Consider the following 14,916-nt stretch of genomic DNA (forward strand, 5'->3'; position numbering starts at 1 on the left):
GCGCCTAGAAACGGGCGCCTTCTTCCACCCGGAGACGTTCCATGTACTGGGTCAGGGCGGCATTGAGTACCGCCAGAACCAGGAACAGCAGGATGCCCTTGGGGACCAGAGCATGAATTTCAGGGTTGGGTGCGGTACTGGCGGTTACCAGGATCAGGCCCAGGATATTGCGGGCCAGACGCAGGGTGAGCATGGCGCACAGATACCCGGACTGAAACGCCGATTGCGCGCCCTTGAGCAAACGGCCGAAAGCCGGCATCAGGTGCACGGTGTTGAGCAACAGAACAGAAAAGATGATTAACTGAACAACACTTAAAATGGTCATGACCAGAGACTACCAAACGACTCAGCTGGTTAAAAAACGGGCCGAATTATCCCCGATTGGGCAAATTTAATCCAGTTCAGGGTCCGGTTGCTTAATAACTGCTGTTCAGAAGGTCGTGATAGTCGCTTCGAAATCGTTGGAAACTCAGATAGTTATTTCGGTGGTCCACCAAACCTGCAGAATTGAACGCTTCCACAAAGGCCCGGGACTCTCCGGTGCTGACCTCGCCGTAGAAACCGCCGTCCCAGTCCAGCAACTGCACCATTTCCAGCAATACCGTCATCGCCAGGGCGCCGTTGGCTTTTTCCAGGTACCGGTACGCCAGTCCGTAATGCTCGAAGCGATACGGTGTGTTTGCAGCGTCGGCGGCGGTGACATCCCAGAGGGGATCGTAGTCATAGTGCTGATACACCGGAGCAACGGACTCCCCTGCTGCAACGACGGCCTGTCCCTCCGCGAACCAGTAGGGCAGAAGGCTGTAACCCGCATCATACCGGGACAGGTTTTCCTGGACGAAATGGGCCAGCTCGTGGGCAACAAACTGGCCGGTCTCATGGGGCCACTGACCGTAATACGGGTGGAACGCCACGGCGGCCATTGAGGCCGACACAAACTCAGTGTGTGGCACCTCTGGGCTAAGGCAGCCGATAACCTGTCTGGGATAGGGAACTGCCGCGCTGCGGTCCTCGACAAAATCGGGCCAACGCAACTGGAACCGACTCAGCACACCGTCGACCCTGCGTTCAAGCTCCGACGCGGCAGCCCGGAACGAGGTCTCGCTGTAGGCCGGTGAGCCATAGACCCGCACCCGGCCGCTGTGGGTTTCGAAATACAGAGGTTCGTTCCGACAGGCCTCAGTGTCTCTGCCCAGTGCCCAGGAGCTCGTGGGGTAGTGCCGGCCGGTATCCCGTGCGTCATAGAAGAGCCCGGATACAAAGCCATCGGAATCCGGGTAATGGAGACTGTCAGAGGTAGTGACCTTGCAACCGGTCAACGTCAGCACAAGAACACTGAGTACCAGCGTGGCTTTACTGGTTGTCATAAGAGACTCCCGAAACGATCCTATTGTCCAGAATGATCGCAGGGTTTTCGTGGAGGCTCCGTCAACGGGGTGTAAAAATCAGGTAAAGCGAGCTAGCGTAGTGATTGATATGGACGAGGGAGAACAGATAGATGGACTACATCGCTCCTGTCAGCAGCGCCATCATGGCAATTGTCTGGATTGTTTACTTCCAGCTGTTTTTTCTGCAATACAAACGGAACAACCGTCCCTACCTTGTGATTCACCATGCCCAGAATGAAAACCCGGATGCCCTGTGTCTGCTGGTGAACATGGGTAAGGAAACGGTGCACGTGCAGTGCGTTCAGGTGGTCCTCCACACCCGTGCGGGTGAAGAGAAAGTCATGACGGTCACCGAGTATCGCCGGGTCGGAGCGGACGATGCGAACGTGCACCAGGTGTTGCGCCAGGGCCCGTTGCAGCCCGGTGGGTATCTGGTGCTGGGCTCGTTCAGGAACATCATCCTGGGGCGACGCAGCGAAGAAAGTGACAGCGATTACCTGTTCGAGGACATCACCGGTGTTGAGATCCGGGCCGCGGTGATTCACGGGCCCACAAAGTATCCGGTGGGTGTGCGGCGGAGTTTTACCCTCAGCCATGAGGGTCGGCCCGAGATTTTTCCGCGCAATATCCACAGTGAACAACTGGTGCGCCGGAAAGACCGACATCAGGTCAGGCGCTGGGTTGAAGAGGAGCTTCGGCCAGAATGCAAAGGGAGCTCTGAATCTGACAGCTCGGATCAATCTTCACAGTCGCATTGAGTCAGGCAGAGGCGGATGGGGCCGCTTGCGTTTCCGGTTCTATTTCTTGACGATGTGCCGTGACACTCGCCAACGAAGCAAAGGAGGCATTACATGTCATTGAAAGACGAACTGATCAGAAAGGCGGAAACGCAGCTGGAGGCATGGGAAAAGCAAGCCGATTCCCTGAAGGCCAAGGCGAAAGCGAAGGAAGCCGAAGCCGAGAACGAGAAGGCGAGCGCCGATATCCAGCAGAGTGCATCGGACGCGCTGCGCTCGGTAGAGAACAAGATCTCGGATGGCCGTAAAAAACTGGATGAGCTCAAGCAGAGCGGTGAAGACAACATCGACAGCCTGCGCAAGCAGCTCTCCGATCTGGTTGGGCCTGACGATAAACGCTAGGCCGCCCCTCTGCGGAACGCCGGGCTGCTTTTACTGGAATTGGGTATAGCAGCGCTGCCGTTTCGTCTGCCAGTCCCGCCATTGGGGCTCCCGGTGGTGGAGCTGGTAACGTTCCATCACCGCCATAAACCTGCCCATGTAGTCGCATTGACCGGATGTCGGCAGCCACTCGCCGGGACCACGTCCGTTCCGCAGAACACTGTCAGGCTGACTCAATCTGATCTGGTTCTTCGGGTCGCTCAGAAAGCGTTCTTTCTGCGAGGTTGGCCACTTATCGGCTCCACGCTTTTCGGCAAATGCCAGGGGTACCACCTGAGTCGAGGCCCAGCTTTCCGAAGCAGCCGGGTCCTCCCGTGTCATCGCCGCCAACACAATCAGGATCGCTGCGATCAGTAATGCCAGCCTGGTATCCTTCATGCCTCACCTTGTTCGTGCGTTAAATACACCAGAACCTACGAGCAGGATGGGCAAAGGGCTTACCTCGACCCGGGCAAAACTTTGTGACCACGCAACTCTGAATCGCCGCTCTCAACGTACGGTTAAGCTCACCTGTGATGCACACAGACCGGTCAGCAGCGGAGACGAGTATGCCCGAAGGTCCTGAAATACGGCGCATGGTGGATGACATTCACAAGGCCGTTGGCGGCAAGAAAGCGCAATCGGTATTTTTTGCCTTTGAACACCTGAAGCCTTTCGAGAGCGCTCTTCGGGGGCGCAGAGTCGAGAGGGTGGAAGCGCGGAGTAAAGCCGTGTTGGTGTTCTTTGAGGCCACGGATGAAGACGGCCCATGGTGCGTTTACAGCCATAACCAGCTCTATGGCAAGTGGCGCATGGGCAAACCCGATCGGGAGCCGAGTACCAATCGGCAACTGAGATTTGCGATTATAGGTTCGAAGAAAGCCGCCCGGTTATACAGTGCGTCCGATATCCAGCTGGTTCGGCCCGACGAATTGAGTGAGGTGCCCTATCTGTCACGGCTGGGACCAGACCCTCTCAATCAGGATGTCAGTGTCGATCACCTTCTGGCGGTGTTTGACGACAGGCGTTTCCGGGGCCGCAACCTGGGTGGCTTGCTGCTGGACCAGGGCTTCGTTGCCGGTATTGGCAATTATCTGCGCTCGGAAATTCTCTTTGAGGCTCGTATCTCACCGAAGGCCCGGCCTCGCGACCTTGATGTCGATCAGCAGGTGAGATTGGCCGAGGCCATTTTGACACTGGTGCAGCGGACCTACCGGTTGAAGGGCGTCACCAATTCGCCCGAGCGGGCAGAGCGGCTAAAACAGGAAGGATGGACGTTCGGTCAGCGCCGGCACATGGTGTTTAACCGCGATGGCCAACGCTGCCACGATTGCGCGTCGCCGCTTGTCAAAACCATGATGGCCAGCCGGCGGCTGTACTATTGCCCCGGTTGCCAGGGTGTGCCAGCTTAACCGAACTGTTCGGTACAGGCCCGTCCCAGCCGATCGTGGACGGCCAGCCACCGGCTTTCCCTTGGCGGGAGCTCGATGACGATTCGATCGACATTCGCCTGGTCCATTGAGTGCATCGCGGTGTAGAGCATGCGGGAATACTCGTTCGGATCGGCGCTGAGCATGATGGACTCGGAGGCCAACTCGCCCGGTGCTGACTGCCACCAGATCACGCCAATCCTTTCGCCTGACGGCGTGATTTCTGGTAGAAGCCGCGCGAATTGATCCGTTGCTACGCCAACGGTGGGCGTGACCGGTTGGTAGTGGCGCTTTACGCTTCCCGGTACCACCTGGCTGGCGCCTTTGCCCGGTGCCAGTGTGATTCCGAGGCAGGCTTCGATGTCGCTCTGGCTGATCTGCCCCGGTCGCGCGATGACCGGGGTTTCGCCGGTCAGGTCGACAATGGTGGATTCAATGCCCACCGAACAGTCGCCACCATCCAGAACCGCCGCGATTTTTCCGGACAGCCCCCCGAGCACGTGCTCTGCGGTAGTCGGACTGATCCGGCCATAGGGATTGGCGGATGGGGCTACCAGATCCCGACCAAGCTTCTCCATGGTTGCCACCGTGGCCGGGTGCGCCGGCATCCTGACCGCCACGCCGGGATTGCCGCCGGTGATGAAATCGCTTACGTCGCTTTTCTTTGGAAGTAGCAACGTGAGCGGCCCTGGCCAGAAGGTGTTGATCAGCTTTTCGGCCGCCTCTGGCACCCGATCGACCCAGTATCTGATGCGTTCGGGCGAGGCTACGTGCACGATCAGCGGATGTCCGACAGGGCGCTGCTTTGCCTCAAACACTTTTCTGACCGCCTGTTCGTTGCTGGCATCGGCCGCCAGTCCATATACTGTTTCGGTTGGCATAGCCACGAGGTGGCCGGCAAGAAGCAGCGAGGCGGCTTTCTCGATGTCAGTCGTTTGTGTTGCGTCTAGTTTGATGGTTTCGGGCATAGGGTCTCACGGGTTGCTGGTCGGGCTGACCGCAATGGCGTGCCATTGATTCTTGTAAAAACGCTCGATCGAGGTTTGCTCATCGTCAATCCGGAACAGATACAGCCAGTCGTTGTCGATGAGGTCCTGAACGACCTGGTGCTTCTGGGCAATCTCGGCAATGGCTTCTTTCGGTGCGGCCAGATACACGCTCAAGCGCAGGGGTTCGTGAACCCAGCGTTCGCCATCGTGTACGGACTGCAGCGGCAAACCGATGCGCAGATCACCACCGTTGCCTTCAAACACACCCAGGTGACCGCCAACCACGTTGTGCAGCACTTTATTGCCGCTGCCGTAATGCAGGTTGTCGGTGACCGACATGAAGTACTGCAGGTTGATCCAGTGGGTGACCACCATGGGCGCGGTCATGATCAGCTCAAGAATCTTGAACCCTTCATCGTTCTGCCAGCGGTAATCGTGCAGGAAGCTGCGTCCACCCAGATCCAGGTGCCGGGTGGCCGAGCGAGGCGCCACGATAAAGCTGGCGTTGCCGGCCAGGCCCCATTCCGGGCGTACTTCGGACCAGTCCTGGCTGCGTTTTCTGATGGCGCTGTCCACGTCGTTGTCGCTTGCGACACCCAGACGAACGGCGCGTTCGCGACGGGCCTGGGCTCCGGCCTTGGCCAGGAATTTCCGGATGTCGTCGGGAACCTCACCGGCGCACTCGACCTCGTCGGTAGTGGTGTTATGCAGTGCTCCCACGAAGCGGGTTTCGGGAGGAATCGAGAGACCCTGTTCCGCCAGGGCCGCACGTACGTCCTTGTCGTTCAGCATGTCGGCAAGCACACGAACATTCACCGAGCCGGTCTGGCCGCCGCAGGCGCCGCAGTCCAGGCCGGCGGCGTGGGGGTTGTTGCGGGTGCTGCTGCCGTGCCCGACCAGCAATACTGTCGGGGCAAACCGGTCGGTCAGGGTCATGGCCCTGAGGATACCGCCAGCCAGTTCCGTTTTCTCTTTAGCTCCCAAAAGGGTGCCATTCTGGCGGATCTCGAAGTTGGTATGTCCTTTATGGAGCTGGTCCACGGGCTTGGCCGATGACTTGCCAAAAAAGGTCTTGCGAACCATACGCCCCAGACCTGCCAGCCCCATACTTTCTATAAAGCTAAAACTGGCCGGACCCGCGTTGGAAAACTGTGACCAGTGGGTATGGTTAGCCAACGATTGCTGGCTGAAGCGGCCGGAGGATTCGGCCTCTGTGACTTCAAGCGCGGGTGCCAGCAGTCCCGGCAGTTGGGGCCGGGAAAATTCAGTGCCCTTGGGGCGATACGAAATCGGCAGCCCGAAGAAACCGGCGAACCCGAGTGTCTGGATCGCAGGGTCCTGGGCTTCCAGTGCACGGCGAAAGACCTCCGAGCGAACATCAATGCAGAATGCGGCCTGCAGTTTGAGGGGCTCGTCGCCCGGCAACGGTTTTTCCGGCTTTGACAGAAGCTTGTCAGCCAGCTGTAACTGATAGGCGGCCTCCGCTTCTCTCAGCTGGTGCCAACCTGTGGTTTGAGACTGCTCATGGATTTCCTGCATTTCCGGCCAGGCGTCCCACTGTTTCAGCCAGTCCCGTTTCAGCTCAGCGAAGATGGCGCCGCCAACGTGCTGGACATGCCGCCAGATGGCCAGCTCCCAGGCCAGCCGGATGGCCAGAAGGCCCGGGAGAAGGTCCTCCTCGCTGCCTCGCAGCCGTGCCTGCCAGCGCAGGTAAGCGGCCCAGGATGACCACCCGTTGATATCCAACAGTAGCGCGTGGGCATAATCGGCAGTGTAGGAGGGTTGCGCCGCGAGAGCGTTGAACGCGTCGGTGATCAGTTTTTCATGATCATTGGGCAGAACCTGAAATTGGGAAGGCAGGGATGGCTCTTCCATAACAATGGCAATGCCACGGTCCGCGCGGGTCATCTCCAGCCAGCTGTGATACAGATCCTGTGCATCCGCTTTGAAATCTCCCGCATCCAGGCGCTGGAAGTAGTCGCCGCAGAACTGGCTGATCTGGTGTACAACCTCATCCTGCCAACCCACGTGATGAGCGGTATCGCGGTTGCGATCCAGTTGCGCGCTGAGGTTCTGCCAGTGCTCCGGCATGCTGGCGGTCTCGGCGTCGACTACGCCATTACCCTGATGATCAAGCGCTGCCTGATTCTGGCAGCAGGTGCCATTGAGTGCCGCCATACGAGAGGCGACTCTGGAAAAGGGCAAGTCCCGCATTTCCCAGAACGGGTTGACCGCGATCATCTGATCCAGGGGCCAGGACGGTGCGATTCGCCGGCAGGCATCCGAGACAGCTGCCTGCCACTCCGGTGTCTGTCTGTTCTGTTCAATCGATGGATCGAGTTGCCTTGCTTGCATTATGCAGACTCCCTGGAACCGGAAGTTGAAGAAACGCTGACCATGGCCCTGGGACGCACCACATCAGGCAGTTTTGCTGGCCAGATTTTCAGGGTCAGGCGTGTGGACCACTCATCAAGGTAGCCCGCGGCAAACAGAAATCGGTAAAGCCTGGCGCCTGCGGAGGTGAACCGGTGATAGCGGATCTGGTAATAGCCGCGCACGAGCAGAGCGATAAGAACAACGACAAACCCCACGGCTTCCAGGCCCGCCTGACTATGGGGTGGTGTCAGCACCAGACCAAAGAAGGTTTTCTGCAGCCAGTACAACGCCCAGAAAACCGCTCCAAGGAGTAAGCCCCTGCCAAGGGTAAGAACGCCGCCTGATGCAGACAGGAACTCTGAAAGCAGAATCGTCAACGCGATGCCCGGCACGACCCATGAAAACAGATCCGCCGGCGCTGACTCGTTGGCCAGGAAAATCGTCGGCAGCATGAACAGGGCCGCAAAAGAAGCAGCTGTTAGCCACTGCCGCGGCCCGGGCTCGTTGATCGCAACCAGTCGTTTCTTCATCGACAACTCAACCGTGTTGCCGGCATTGAGGAAGGTGTGGGCTTTGTAGGCGGAATGGGCCACCAGGTGCAGGAGTGCCAGCTCGTATAGACCCAGAGCGCATTCAACCAGCATCCAGCCCATCTGGGCGCAAGTCGACCAGGCCAGTTTCACCTTGATGGAAATGCGCGTCATCATGACAAGGCTGGCAAAGACCGCCGTGGGGCCCGCTACCAACAGCAAAAGCCATTGGGCAGCGCTTGCCTGGACAATCAGAGGCGCCATCAGAATCATCAGGAAACCACCCAGGTTCACAACGCCAGCGTGAAGCAGGGCGGAGACCGGCGTGGGCGATTCAACCACCTGGATCAACCAACCGTGGAAAGGCATTTGCGCGCATTTGAAGAGGGCCGCCGCCGCCATCAGGATCGCGGCAGCGTGCGCTGCGGCGGGCAATTCTGGTGACGCTGAAACCTGTGCCAGGATTCGATCAATGAACGGCGTGTCGTACTGAACATAAAGCAGCAGGAACCCCGCGCCCAGGCAGAGCTCCGCAATGCGCGCAAAAATGAACTTCTTGTGGGCGGCGAGGGCGGCACGCGGACGATCGGGGAAAAACATCAACAACTGATGCAGGCTGATGCTGATGGCGATCCAACTGATGAGGAACACCAGCAAATGGTTGGTGATCGCGATGAAGGCAACACTGGCAAGGATCACCTGCAGCCAGACCATAAAGCTGCGCTGGCCCGGATCCCCCGCAAGATACCGTTCCGAGAAACGCCCCAGCACCATTCCCAGCAGAGTGATCAGCAACAACATGATAGAGGCCAGTGGCCCGTGGCTGAACCAGACGCCAGCTACGGGCCACAACCAACTTGTAATGGCGGCGGCCACAGCGGAAACGAAGGCGAGTTTGAAGGTCAGCGATCGTACGAGAAGGTTGTTCGGTTTGGTTGCAAACCCCGTCGCCACGGCCCCGGCGCCGTAAAGCAGCGGGACCAGCAGGTAGAACAAGGATTCGATCGCCTGAACGTCGAACATGTGAGGGCCTCGGAATCAAACGTGTGTGTACGCGTAGTATCCGAAAGTTTTTATGTGAACAAAAATATATATATCCGATCGAAGCGTTCTAAATTAAAGAACAATTGGCCTGTGGTTTGTAAAACCTTTCTTCAAACACCATCTTTTGGCCTCGTTAAAAGAGACAGCCACAGGGGGTTGGCGGCAGTAACCCGGTCGCCGTTCCTCGAAAAGGCGTTTTAGCAGTGACAACCGGAAAAGACCGAGGCAAAAGAAGTGGATCGTGAAAACAAGGGGGCATTCCTGGCTCGAAGGAAAAAGCACTCCACATTGACGGCCGGGCTATACCACCCCACGCCCGAAGCCATGATGACCGAATACTGGGGTGTGTTCGTGGATAATACGCCATACATCCTACTGCTATCTGACAACCAGCGGAGCGCTCGCGAGAAAGCTGAGCGGCTGGCCGAATCTGCGAATTTCCGGACGCTCCTTGAAGCAACGCTGACAGCCTGCAAGGCAATCGAGGCGAGGGCTATTGACGGCCGCACCGTAAATTGGGGGGAGCAACTCACCGTGATCAGCGCCAGTCGCTCTGGCGATGTGGAAACGGGGACCAGGGAAATCGGCGAGATCAGGGCGATCCTGATGCCAGGTTGTCATCAGGCCATAGCGGATACCCTCTGCATAGACACCACCCTCGCGACCATCATTGATGCGGATTTTCCCCAGGTGTCAGATTTTGAAGAGTTGCCAGAACTGTCCGAGCGTGATGTGCAGATGTCGCTGGGGAATCTGGAGGCCCGCAAACATCCCCGTGGGGGCCATTAAAGATGCGTTCTTTCTACGGGCTTGAGGTGTCTTCCGAAATCGGCCATCAGGCGAGGCGAATTCGATAGCGGGTAACGCCGTGGCTTTCTTCCCGAGTCCACTCAATCCGGTGGCCAGTGATCTCACACAGGGCTTGCAGGTCTTTGCGGCCGGTGGGGTCGTCCGCCAGAAAATCTACCTGTGTACCGCTGGGCAGGTCTTTGACCCGTTTTTTGAAGCGCAGGACGGGAAGGGGGCATACCAGACCGACGGCGTCGATCTGGTATACCTCAGACTGATCAGTCAAGGCGAACGCTCTCGGCGCTGGTTTGTGCGGCCGACGACCAGCCAAACTGGTTAAGCACCAGCGGTGCCGCCGTAGCAATCAGCAGAGCTGCGACAAACGCGGAAATCATGACCTTCACGATGATCCTCCTTTGCCTTGTTTGGCCTCAACTTCAGCTACCCACAGGTCGTGGTGCTGGCGAGCCCACTCGAGATCAACCTGCCCGTTGCCCATGGCGTCGAACGCGCCTTCCATACCGACAGAGCCGATGTAGATATGGGCAATGATGGCCAGCATCATCACAAACGCTACAATCGAATGCCAGATGTTCGCGTATTGCATCTCTTCATGGGGTGCGAGATCGGTCGGGAAGCTGGTTCCCAGAATGCTGTTGATCACCGCGAATGTGTCGGCAAACATCGGCATCTGGAACGGAAACAGCAGTGACAGACCTGACAGGGATACCGAGACGCCCAGAATCATCACCGTCCAGAAAATGATCTTCTGGCCAGCATTGAACTTCTTGGCGGAAGGGTGGCCTTTGGTAAAGATACCGCCGCCAGCCTTGATCCACTGCCAATCGAGTTTGTTGGGTATGTTGTGGGCAACCCACATCACGAAGGTCATCACCAGGCCGAGCATAAATGCCCAGGCCACGTTGTTATGCAGCCATTTGGAACCGGCTGCCAACGTGGCAAACGCGTCCGGCCCCATAACCGGAATCAGGAAGCTGCGTCCCATCAAGGTGATCAGCCCGGTCAGGCCGAGTGCGATGAACGAGCCGGCCAGCAACCAGTGACCAAAGCGCTCGACAGCCTTGAACCGCTCAATGGTGGTACCCGCAGGCCCGCCATCAATCATGATTTTGCCGCGAACGAAATAGAACACCACCAGCAGGCCGATGATCGCGAGCAGTGCGCCGCCGCCATAGGTGATCATCGGGCCTTCCCGAAGCTTCCACCAGGGCATGCCGCCGTCCTGAATCAGCACATCGGCGGCTGGGCCGCGTACCTGAGTGGTTGGCTCAATTTCGTTGTAGCGGATAGCCCGCCAGTTTTCCGAATCGGAGACGCCGCCCCGGGTTCCCAAAGGCGCCGAGACAGAGGGTGCGTTCTCCGGATTACCAAGATTCTGAGAGCGGAAACTGTCGTCGACTTCCAGCTGCTTTTGGCGTCGCAGGATGTCTTCGAGGGTTTGAGCCCCACCGGTTGCGCTTCGTTCCGGTTCGGGAATGTCCTGCGCCCAGGCAGGATTGAATAACAGCGTCGCTAGCACCAGGGCGACGACGCCTATCAGTTTTTTGTTCATCTAGAGCACTCCAGCGGAATCAGCAAGAAGAAATCTATGCCGTAACCGAATTCGGGGCTCCGAAGAGCCCCAAATCCGTCAGGCCAGTTTATGCACCCTTCTTCTCGTAGGCAGTGCCCCATCCCCACGCACCGGAACCGAAACCACGGTTCACAATACGCTGGCGATAGATATCCGCAACCTCGTCGCCGTCACCGGCCAACAGGGCTTTGGTTGAGCACATTTCCGCACAGATCGGCAGTTTGCCCTCAGCAATACGGTTACGACCGTACTTCTGGAACTCAACAGTGGAATTGTCTTCTTCCGGACCGCCTGCACAGAACGTGCATTTGTCCATCTTGCCCCGGCTGCCAAAGTTGCCCGCTTGCGGGAACTGGGGCGCACCGAACGGGCATGCGTAGAAGCAATAGCCACAACCGATACACAGGTCCTTGGAGTGGAGCACGACACCGTCTTCGGTCTGGTAGAAGCAATCCACCGGACAGACAGCCATGCAAGGCGCATCTGAACAGTGCATGCATGCTACAGAGATCGAACGCTCTCCCGGCTTGCCATCTTCGATGGTTACCACCCGGCGACGGTTGATGCCCCAGGGAACCTCGTGCTCGTTCTTACAGGCCGTTACGCATGCATTACATTCGATGCAGCGCTCGGCGTCGCAAAGGAATTTTGCTCTTGCTTGTCCTTCAAGTGCCATGGTCTACACCTCTTGTTATGCCGGCATGATCGAACACAGGGTGGCTTTGGTCTCTTGCATCTGCGTGACCGAGTCGTACCCGTATGTTTGAACCGTGTTGGTGGATTCGCCCAGAACGATGGGGTCGGCGCCCTTGGGATACTTGTCCCGCAGGTCCTTGCCCTGATAATGACCGCCGAAGTGGAATGGCATGAACGCCACGCCTTCTCCGACCCGTTCTGTGACCATGGCCTTGACCTTGATCTTGGCTCCTTCTGGACCGTGCACCCAGACGTCGCTGCCATCACGGACGTTCAGATTGTTGGCGTCGCGCGGATTGATCTCGATGAACATATCCTGCTGAAGTTCCGCCAGCCAGGGGTTCGAGCGGGTTTCGTCACCACCACCCTCGTACTCAACCAGACGACCGGAGGTGAGGATGATCGGGAACTCCTTGCTGAAGTCCTTCTGCTGGATGGATTCATACATGGTCGGAACCCGCCAGAAGGTCTTGTCTTCGTAGGTCGGGTAGTCGGCCACGAGGTCGCGACGGTTGGTGTACAGGGGCTCGCGGTGCAGCGGTACCGGGTCCGGGAAGTTCCAGACGATGGCACGGGCCTTGGCATTGCCGAACGGCGCGCACTCGTGCTTGATGGCCACTCGCTGGATACCGCCGGAGAGATCGGTTTTCCAGTTGGTGGAGGGGCCTGCCACTGCTTCGATGCTGGCTCGCTCTTCGGCGGTCAAATCGCCGTCCCAGCCCAGGTCCATCAGCATCTGCATGGTGAACTCGGGGTAGCCATCCTTGATTTCCGAGTTCTTGGAGTAAACACCGTCTGCCAGAATGTTCTGGCCGTTGTGTTCAACACCGAAACGGGCCCGGAACGTCAGGCCGCCCTCGGAGACTGGCAAGGACATGTCGTACAGGTTGGCGGTGCCCGGATGGTTCATCTCGGGGGTGCCCCAGCACGGCCACGGCATGCCATAGAAATCACCATCGCAAGGTCCACCCACGGCACGCAGTGTGGTCTTGTCGAAGTGATGCTGATACTGCATGTGCTTCTTGAGGCGCTCTGGAGACTGGCCGGTATAGCCGATGGTCCACATGCCGCGGTTGAATTCGCGGGTGATGTCTTCAATCGACGGCTCATCTCCGTCAATGGCGATGTTGCGGAACATGCGATCGGTAAAGCCGAACTTGTCCGCAAACAGCTTCATGATTTCGTGGTCGACCTTGGAGTCGAACAGCGGTTCAACCACCTTCTCCCGCCACTGAAGTGAGCGGTTGGAAGCGGTCACCGAGCCGTAAGTCTCGAACTGGGTCGTGGTGGGCAACAGGTATGCGCCCTCCTTACGATCATGCAACACCGCAGAGACAGTGGGGAAGGGGTCAACCACGACCAGCAGGTCGAGCTTCTCCATGGCTTCCTTCATTTCTGTCATCCGGGTCTGCGAGTTGGGCGCGTGGCCCCACAGAACCATGGCGCGGGTGTTATCCGGCTGCTCAAGGTTTTCCTTGGCTTCCAGAACACCGTCAATCCAGCGGGAGACCGGAATGCCCTTCTCGTTCATCATGGCCCGGGACTTGCCGTCTTTATCCATAACGGCAAAGCGGCCTTTCAGCCAGTCGAGGTCCTCTTCCCAGACTCGAGCCCAGTGGGCCCAGGAACCAGCAGACAGTCCGTAATAGCCCGGCAGTGTATCGGCGAGCACGCCCAGATCCGTTGCGCCCTGAACGTTGTCGTGGCCGCGGAAGATGTTCGTACCGCCGCCTGCTACGCCCATGTTGCCGAGGGCCAGCTGCAGCACGCAGTAGGCGCGGGTATTGTTGTTACCGTTGGTGTGCTGGGTACCACCCATGCACCAGATGACAGTGCCGGGCCGATTGTTGGCGAGAGTGCGAGCTACACGCTCAAGCTGTGCGCCAGGCGCACCGGTAACACGCTCCACTTCTTCGGGGTTCCAGCGCTTCACTTCCTCGCGGATGTCCTCCATGCCGTATACACGGGTACGGATGAACTCTTTGTCTTCCCAGCCGTTCTCGAAGATGTGCCAGAGAATGCCCCACACCAGCGCAACGTCTGAGCCCGGACGGAAACGCACAAACTCGTCGGCATGGGCTGCTGTGCGAGTGAAGCGCGGATCGCAGACGATCAGCGGAGCGTTGTTCTCTTCCTTCGCCTTCAGTACGTGCAACAGCGACACCGGGTGCGCTTCAGCGGGGTTGCCCCCGATGATGAAGATCGCCTTGGACTTGTGGATGTCGTTGTAGGAGTTGGTCATCGCGCCGTAGCCCCAGGTGTTGGCTACGCCGGCAACCGTGGTCGAGTGACAGATACGGGCCTGGTGATCAACGTTGTTGGTGCCCCAGTAGCCGGCAAACTTCCGGAACAGGTAGGCCTGCTCGTTGTTGAACTTGGCACTGCCGAGCCAGTAAACGGAATCGGGACCACTCTCCTCGCGGATTTGCAGCATCTTGTCGCCGATTTCGTTGATGGCCTGGTCCCAGGGAATCTTCTGCCACTGGCCGTTGACCATCTTCATGGGACTCTTCAGACGGCGCTCGCCGTGGGCGTGCTCCCGAACCGATGCGCCCTTGGCGCAGTGAGCGCCCATGTTGAAGGGGCTGTCCCAGCCCGGTTCCTGGCCGGTCCAGACGCCGTTCTGTACTTCCGCCTCGACGGTACAGCCGACCGAGCAGTGCGTACACACCGATTTCTTGACGACCACTTCACCGCCACCGGTGGCTGGAGCTGCCGCTTCAACCCGACCCGATGTCAGCGACAGTGCCGCCAGACCACCCACTGCGACACCAGACGTTGTCAGGAATTGACGACGATCCAGCGTTTTCGCAGCGAGAGAAGAAAGCAAAGAGCCTGCACGGGGGCCTTTCGCTACCCCGTTGGTCTTCTTCCTTAACATGTCGTATACCTCTCTCTTTTATTATTCTCGTTTTTCCGGAAA

General features: G+C 58.3%; 15 protein-coding genes. 4 read left to right on the forward strand and 11 right to left on the reverse strand.

Going from position 1 to position 14,916, the window contains the following annotated elements; all coding sequences use genetic code 11:
* Positions 1-4 precede the first annotated feature (4 nt).
* Positions 5-325, reverse strand: coding sequence for a hypothetical protein (locus tag GJU83_RS11035; RefSeq protein ID WP_153634342.1), 321 nt, complete (start codon positions 323-325; stop codon positions 5-7).
* Between the two features lie 91 nt (positions 326-416).
* A complete protein-coding gene (locus GJU83_RS11040) occupies positions 417-1,367 on the reverse strand; it encodes a hypothetical protein (RefSeq protein WP_153634343.1) in 951 nt (316 codons plus the stop codon).
* Between the two features lie 131 nt (positions 1,368-1,498).
* On the opposite strand from GJU83_RS11040, the gene GJU83_RS11045 reads away from it, so the two are divergent.
* Positions 1,499-2,146, forward strand: coding sequence for a hypothetical protein (locus tag GJU83_RS11045; protein ID WP_069182736.1), 648 nt, complete (start codon positions 1,499-1,501; stop codon positions 2,144-2,146).
* 93 nt (positions 2,147-2,239) lie between these two features.
* Positions 2,240-2,527, forward strand: a complete 288-nt coding sequence (locus tag GJU83_RS11050) for a hypothetical protein (protein WP_153634344.1) — start codon at positions 2,240-2,242, stop codon at positions 2,525-2,527.
* 30 nt (positions 2,528-2,557) lie between these two features.
* Here the strand turns inward: GJU83_RS11050 and GJU83_RS11055 are convergent, their stop codons facing one another.
* Entirely contained in the window at positions 2,558-2,944 is a 387-nt protein-coding gene (locus tag GJU83_RS11055; RefSeq protein ID WP_153634345.1) for a hypothetical protein, read from the reverse strand.
* A gap of 170 nt (positions 2,945-3,114) precedes the next feature.
* Between GJU83_RS11055 and nei the strand changes: the two genes are divergently transcribed.
* On the forward strand, positions 3,115-3,957 hold the full coding sequence (gene nei, locus GJU83_RS11060; RefSeq protein WP_069182739.1) for an endonuclease VIII: 843 nt from the start codon (positions 3,115-3,117) through the stop codon (positions 3,955-3,957).
* Here the strand turns inward: nei and GJU83_RS11065 are convergent.
* From GJU83_RS11065 to GJU83_RS11075, 3 genes are read right to left on the reverse strand one after another with little or no spacing between them, the layout of a single operon-like run.
* Complete coding sequence (locus tag GJU83_RS11065; protein ID WP_153634346.1) at positions 3,954-4,943, reverse strand: L-threonylcarbamoyladenylate synthase; 990 nt, start codon at positions 4,941-4,943, stop codon at positions 3,954-3,956. The two genes, nei and GJU83_RS11065, sit on opposite strands and share 4 nt — an antisense overlap.
* Positions 4,944-4,949: 6 nt before the next feature.
* Entirely contained in the window at positions 4,950-7,319 is a 2,370-nt protein-coding gene (locus GJU83_RS11070; RefSeq protein WP_153634347.1) for a YbcC family protein, read from the reverse strand.
* Positions 7,319-8,893 (reverse strand): NADH-quinone oxidoreductase subunit L, encoded by a 1,575-nt coding sequence (locus tag GJU83_RS11075; RefSeq protein ID WP_153634348.1) that lies wholly within the window; start codon positions 8,891-8,893, stop codon positions 7,319-7,321. Before GJU83_RS11075 ends, GJU83_RS11070 begins: the two co-directional genes overlap by 1 nt.
* A gap of 255 nt (positions 8,894-9,148) precedes the next feature.
* Between GJU83_RS11075 and GJU83_RS11080 the strand changes: the two genes are divergently transcribed.
* Entirely contained in the window at positions 9,149-9,703 is a 555-nt protein-coding gene (locus tag GJU83_RS11080; RefSeq protein WP_228715178.1) for a hypothetical protein, read from the forward strand.
* A gap of 46 nt (positions 9,704-9,749) precedes the next feature.
* Here the strand turns inward: GJU83_RS11080 and GJU83_RS11085 are convergent, their stop codons facing one another.
* From GJU83_RS11085 to GJU83_RS11100, 5 genes are all read right to left on the reverse strand, one after another.
* A complete protein-coding gene (locus tag GJU83_RS11085) occupies positions 9,750-9,989 on the reverse strand; it encodes a sulfurtransferase TusA family protein (RefSeq protein WP_153634349.1) in 240 nt (79 codons plus the stop codon).
* Positions 9,982-10,107 carry a hypothetical protein gene (locus GJU83_RS19130; protein ID WP_264754179.1) on the reverse strand — a complete coding sequence of 42 codons (126 nt, stop codon included), beginning with the start codon at positions 10,105-10,107 and terminating at the stop codon, positions 9,982-9,984. The genes GJU83_RS11085 and GJU83_RS19130 overlap by 8 nt, the downstream gene beginning before the upstream one ends.
* The gene (locus GJU83_RS11090; protein WP_153634350.1) at positions 10,104-11,276 is read right to left on the reverse strand and encodes a formate dehydrogenase subunit gamma; all 1,173 of its coding nucleotides are present in this window, start codon (positions 11,274-11,276) and stop codon (positions 10,104-10,106) included. The genes GJU83_RS19130 and GJU83_RS11090 overlap by 4 nt, the downstream gene beginning before the upstream one ends.
* Before the next feature lie 88 nt (positions 11,277-11,364).
* On the reverse strand, positions 11,365-11,973 hold the full coding sequence (gene fdh3B, locus GJU83_RS11095) for a formate dehydrogenase FDH3 subunit beta (protein ID WP_069182749.1): 609 nt from the start codon (positions 11,971-11,973) through the stop codon (positions 11,365-11,367).
* Positions 11,974-11,988: 15 nt separating this feature from the next.
* Entirely contained in the window at positions 11,989-14,874 is a 2,886-nt protein-coding gene (locus GJU83_RS11100) for a formate dehydrogenase subunit alpha (protein WP_153634351.1), read from the reverse strand.
* Between the last annotated feature and the right edge of the window lie 42 nt (positions 14,875-14,916).

The organism is Marinobacter salsuginis (assembly GCF_009617755.1).
Lineage (GTDB): Bacteria > Pseudomonadota > Gammaproteobacteria > Pseudomonadales > Oleiphilaceae > Marinobacter > Marinobacter salsuginis.

Excerpts from the sequence above, each read along its gene's own strand:
- GJU83_RS11035 (WP_153634342.1), bottom strand. The coding sequence starts at position 325 with ATGACCATTTTAAGTGTTGTTCAGTTAATCATCTTTTCTGTTCTGTTG.
- GJU83_RS11040 (WP_153634343.1), bottom strand. The coding sequence starts at position 1,367 with ATGACAACCAGTAAAGCCACGCTGGTACTCAGTGTTCTTGTGCTGACG.
- GJU83_RS11045 (WP_069182736.1), top strand. The coding sequence starts at position 1,499 with ATGGACTACATCGCTCCTGTCAGCAGCGCCATCATGGCAATTGTCTGG.
- GJU83_RS11050 (WP_153634344.1), top strand. The coding sequence starts at position 2,240 with ATGTCATTGAAAGACGAACTGATCAGAAAGGCGGAAACGCAGCTGGAG.
- GJU83_RS11055 (WP_153634345.1), bottom strand. The coding sequence starts at position 2,944 with ATGAAGGATACCAGGCTGGCATTACTGATCGCAGCGATCCTGATTGTG.
- nei (WP_069182739.1), top strand. The coding sequence starts at position 3,115 with ATGCCCGAAGGTCCTGAAATACGGCGCATGGTGGATGACATTCACAAG.
- GJU83_RS11065 (WP_153634346.1), bottom strand. The coding sequence starts at position 4,943 with ATGCCCGAAACCATCAAACTAGACGCAACACAAACGACTGACATCGAG.
- GJU83_RS11070 (WP_153634347.1), bottom strand. The coding sequence starts at position 7,319 with ATGCAAGCAAGGCAACTCGATCCATCGATTGAACAGAACAGACAGACA.
- GJU83_RS11075 (WP_153634348.1), bottom strand. The coding sequence starts at position 8,893 with ATGTTCGACGTTCAGGCGATCGAATCCTTGTTCTACCTGCTGGTCCCG.
- GJU83_RS11090 (WP_153634350.1), bottom strand. The coding sequence starts at position 11,276 with ATGAACAAAAAACTGATAGGCGTCGTCGCCCTGGTGCTAGCGACGCTG.
- fdh3B (WP_069182749.1), bottom strand. The coding sequence starts at position 11,973 with ATGGCACTTGAAGGACAAGCAAGAGCAAAATTCCTTTGCGACGCCGAG.
- GJU83_RS11100 (WP_153634351.1), bottom strand. The coding sequence starts at position 14,874 with ATGTTAAGGAAGAAGACCAACGGGGTAGCGAAAGGCCCCCGTGCAGGC.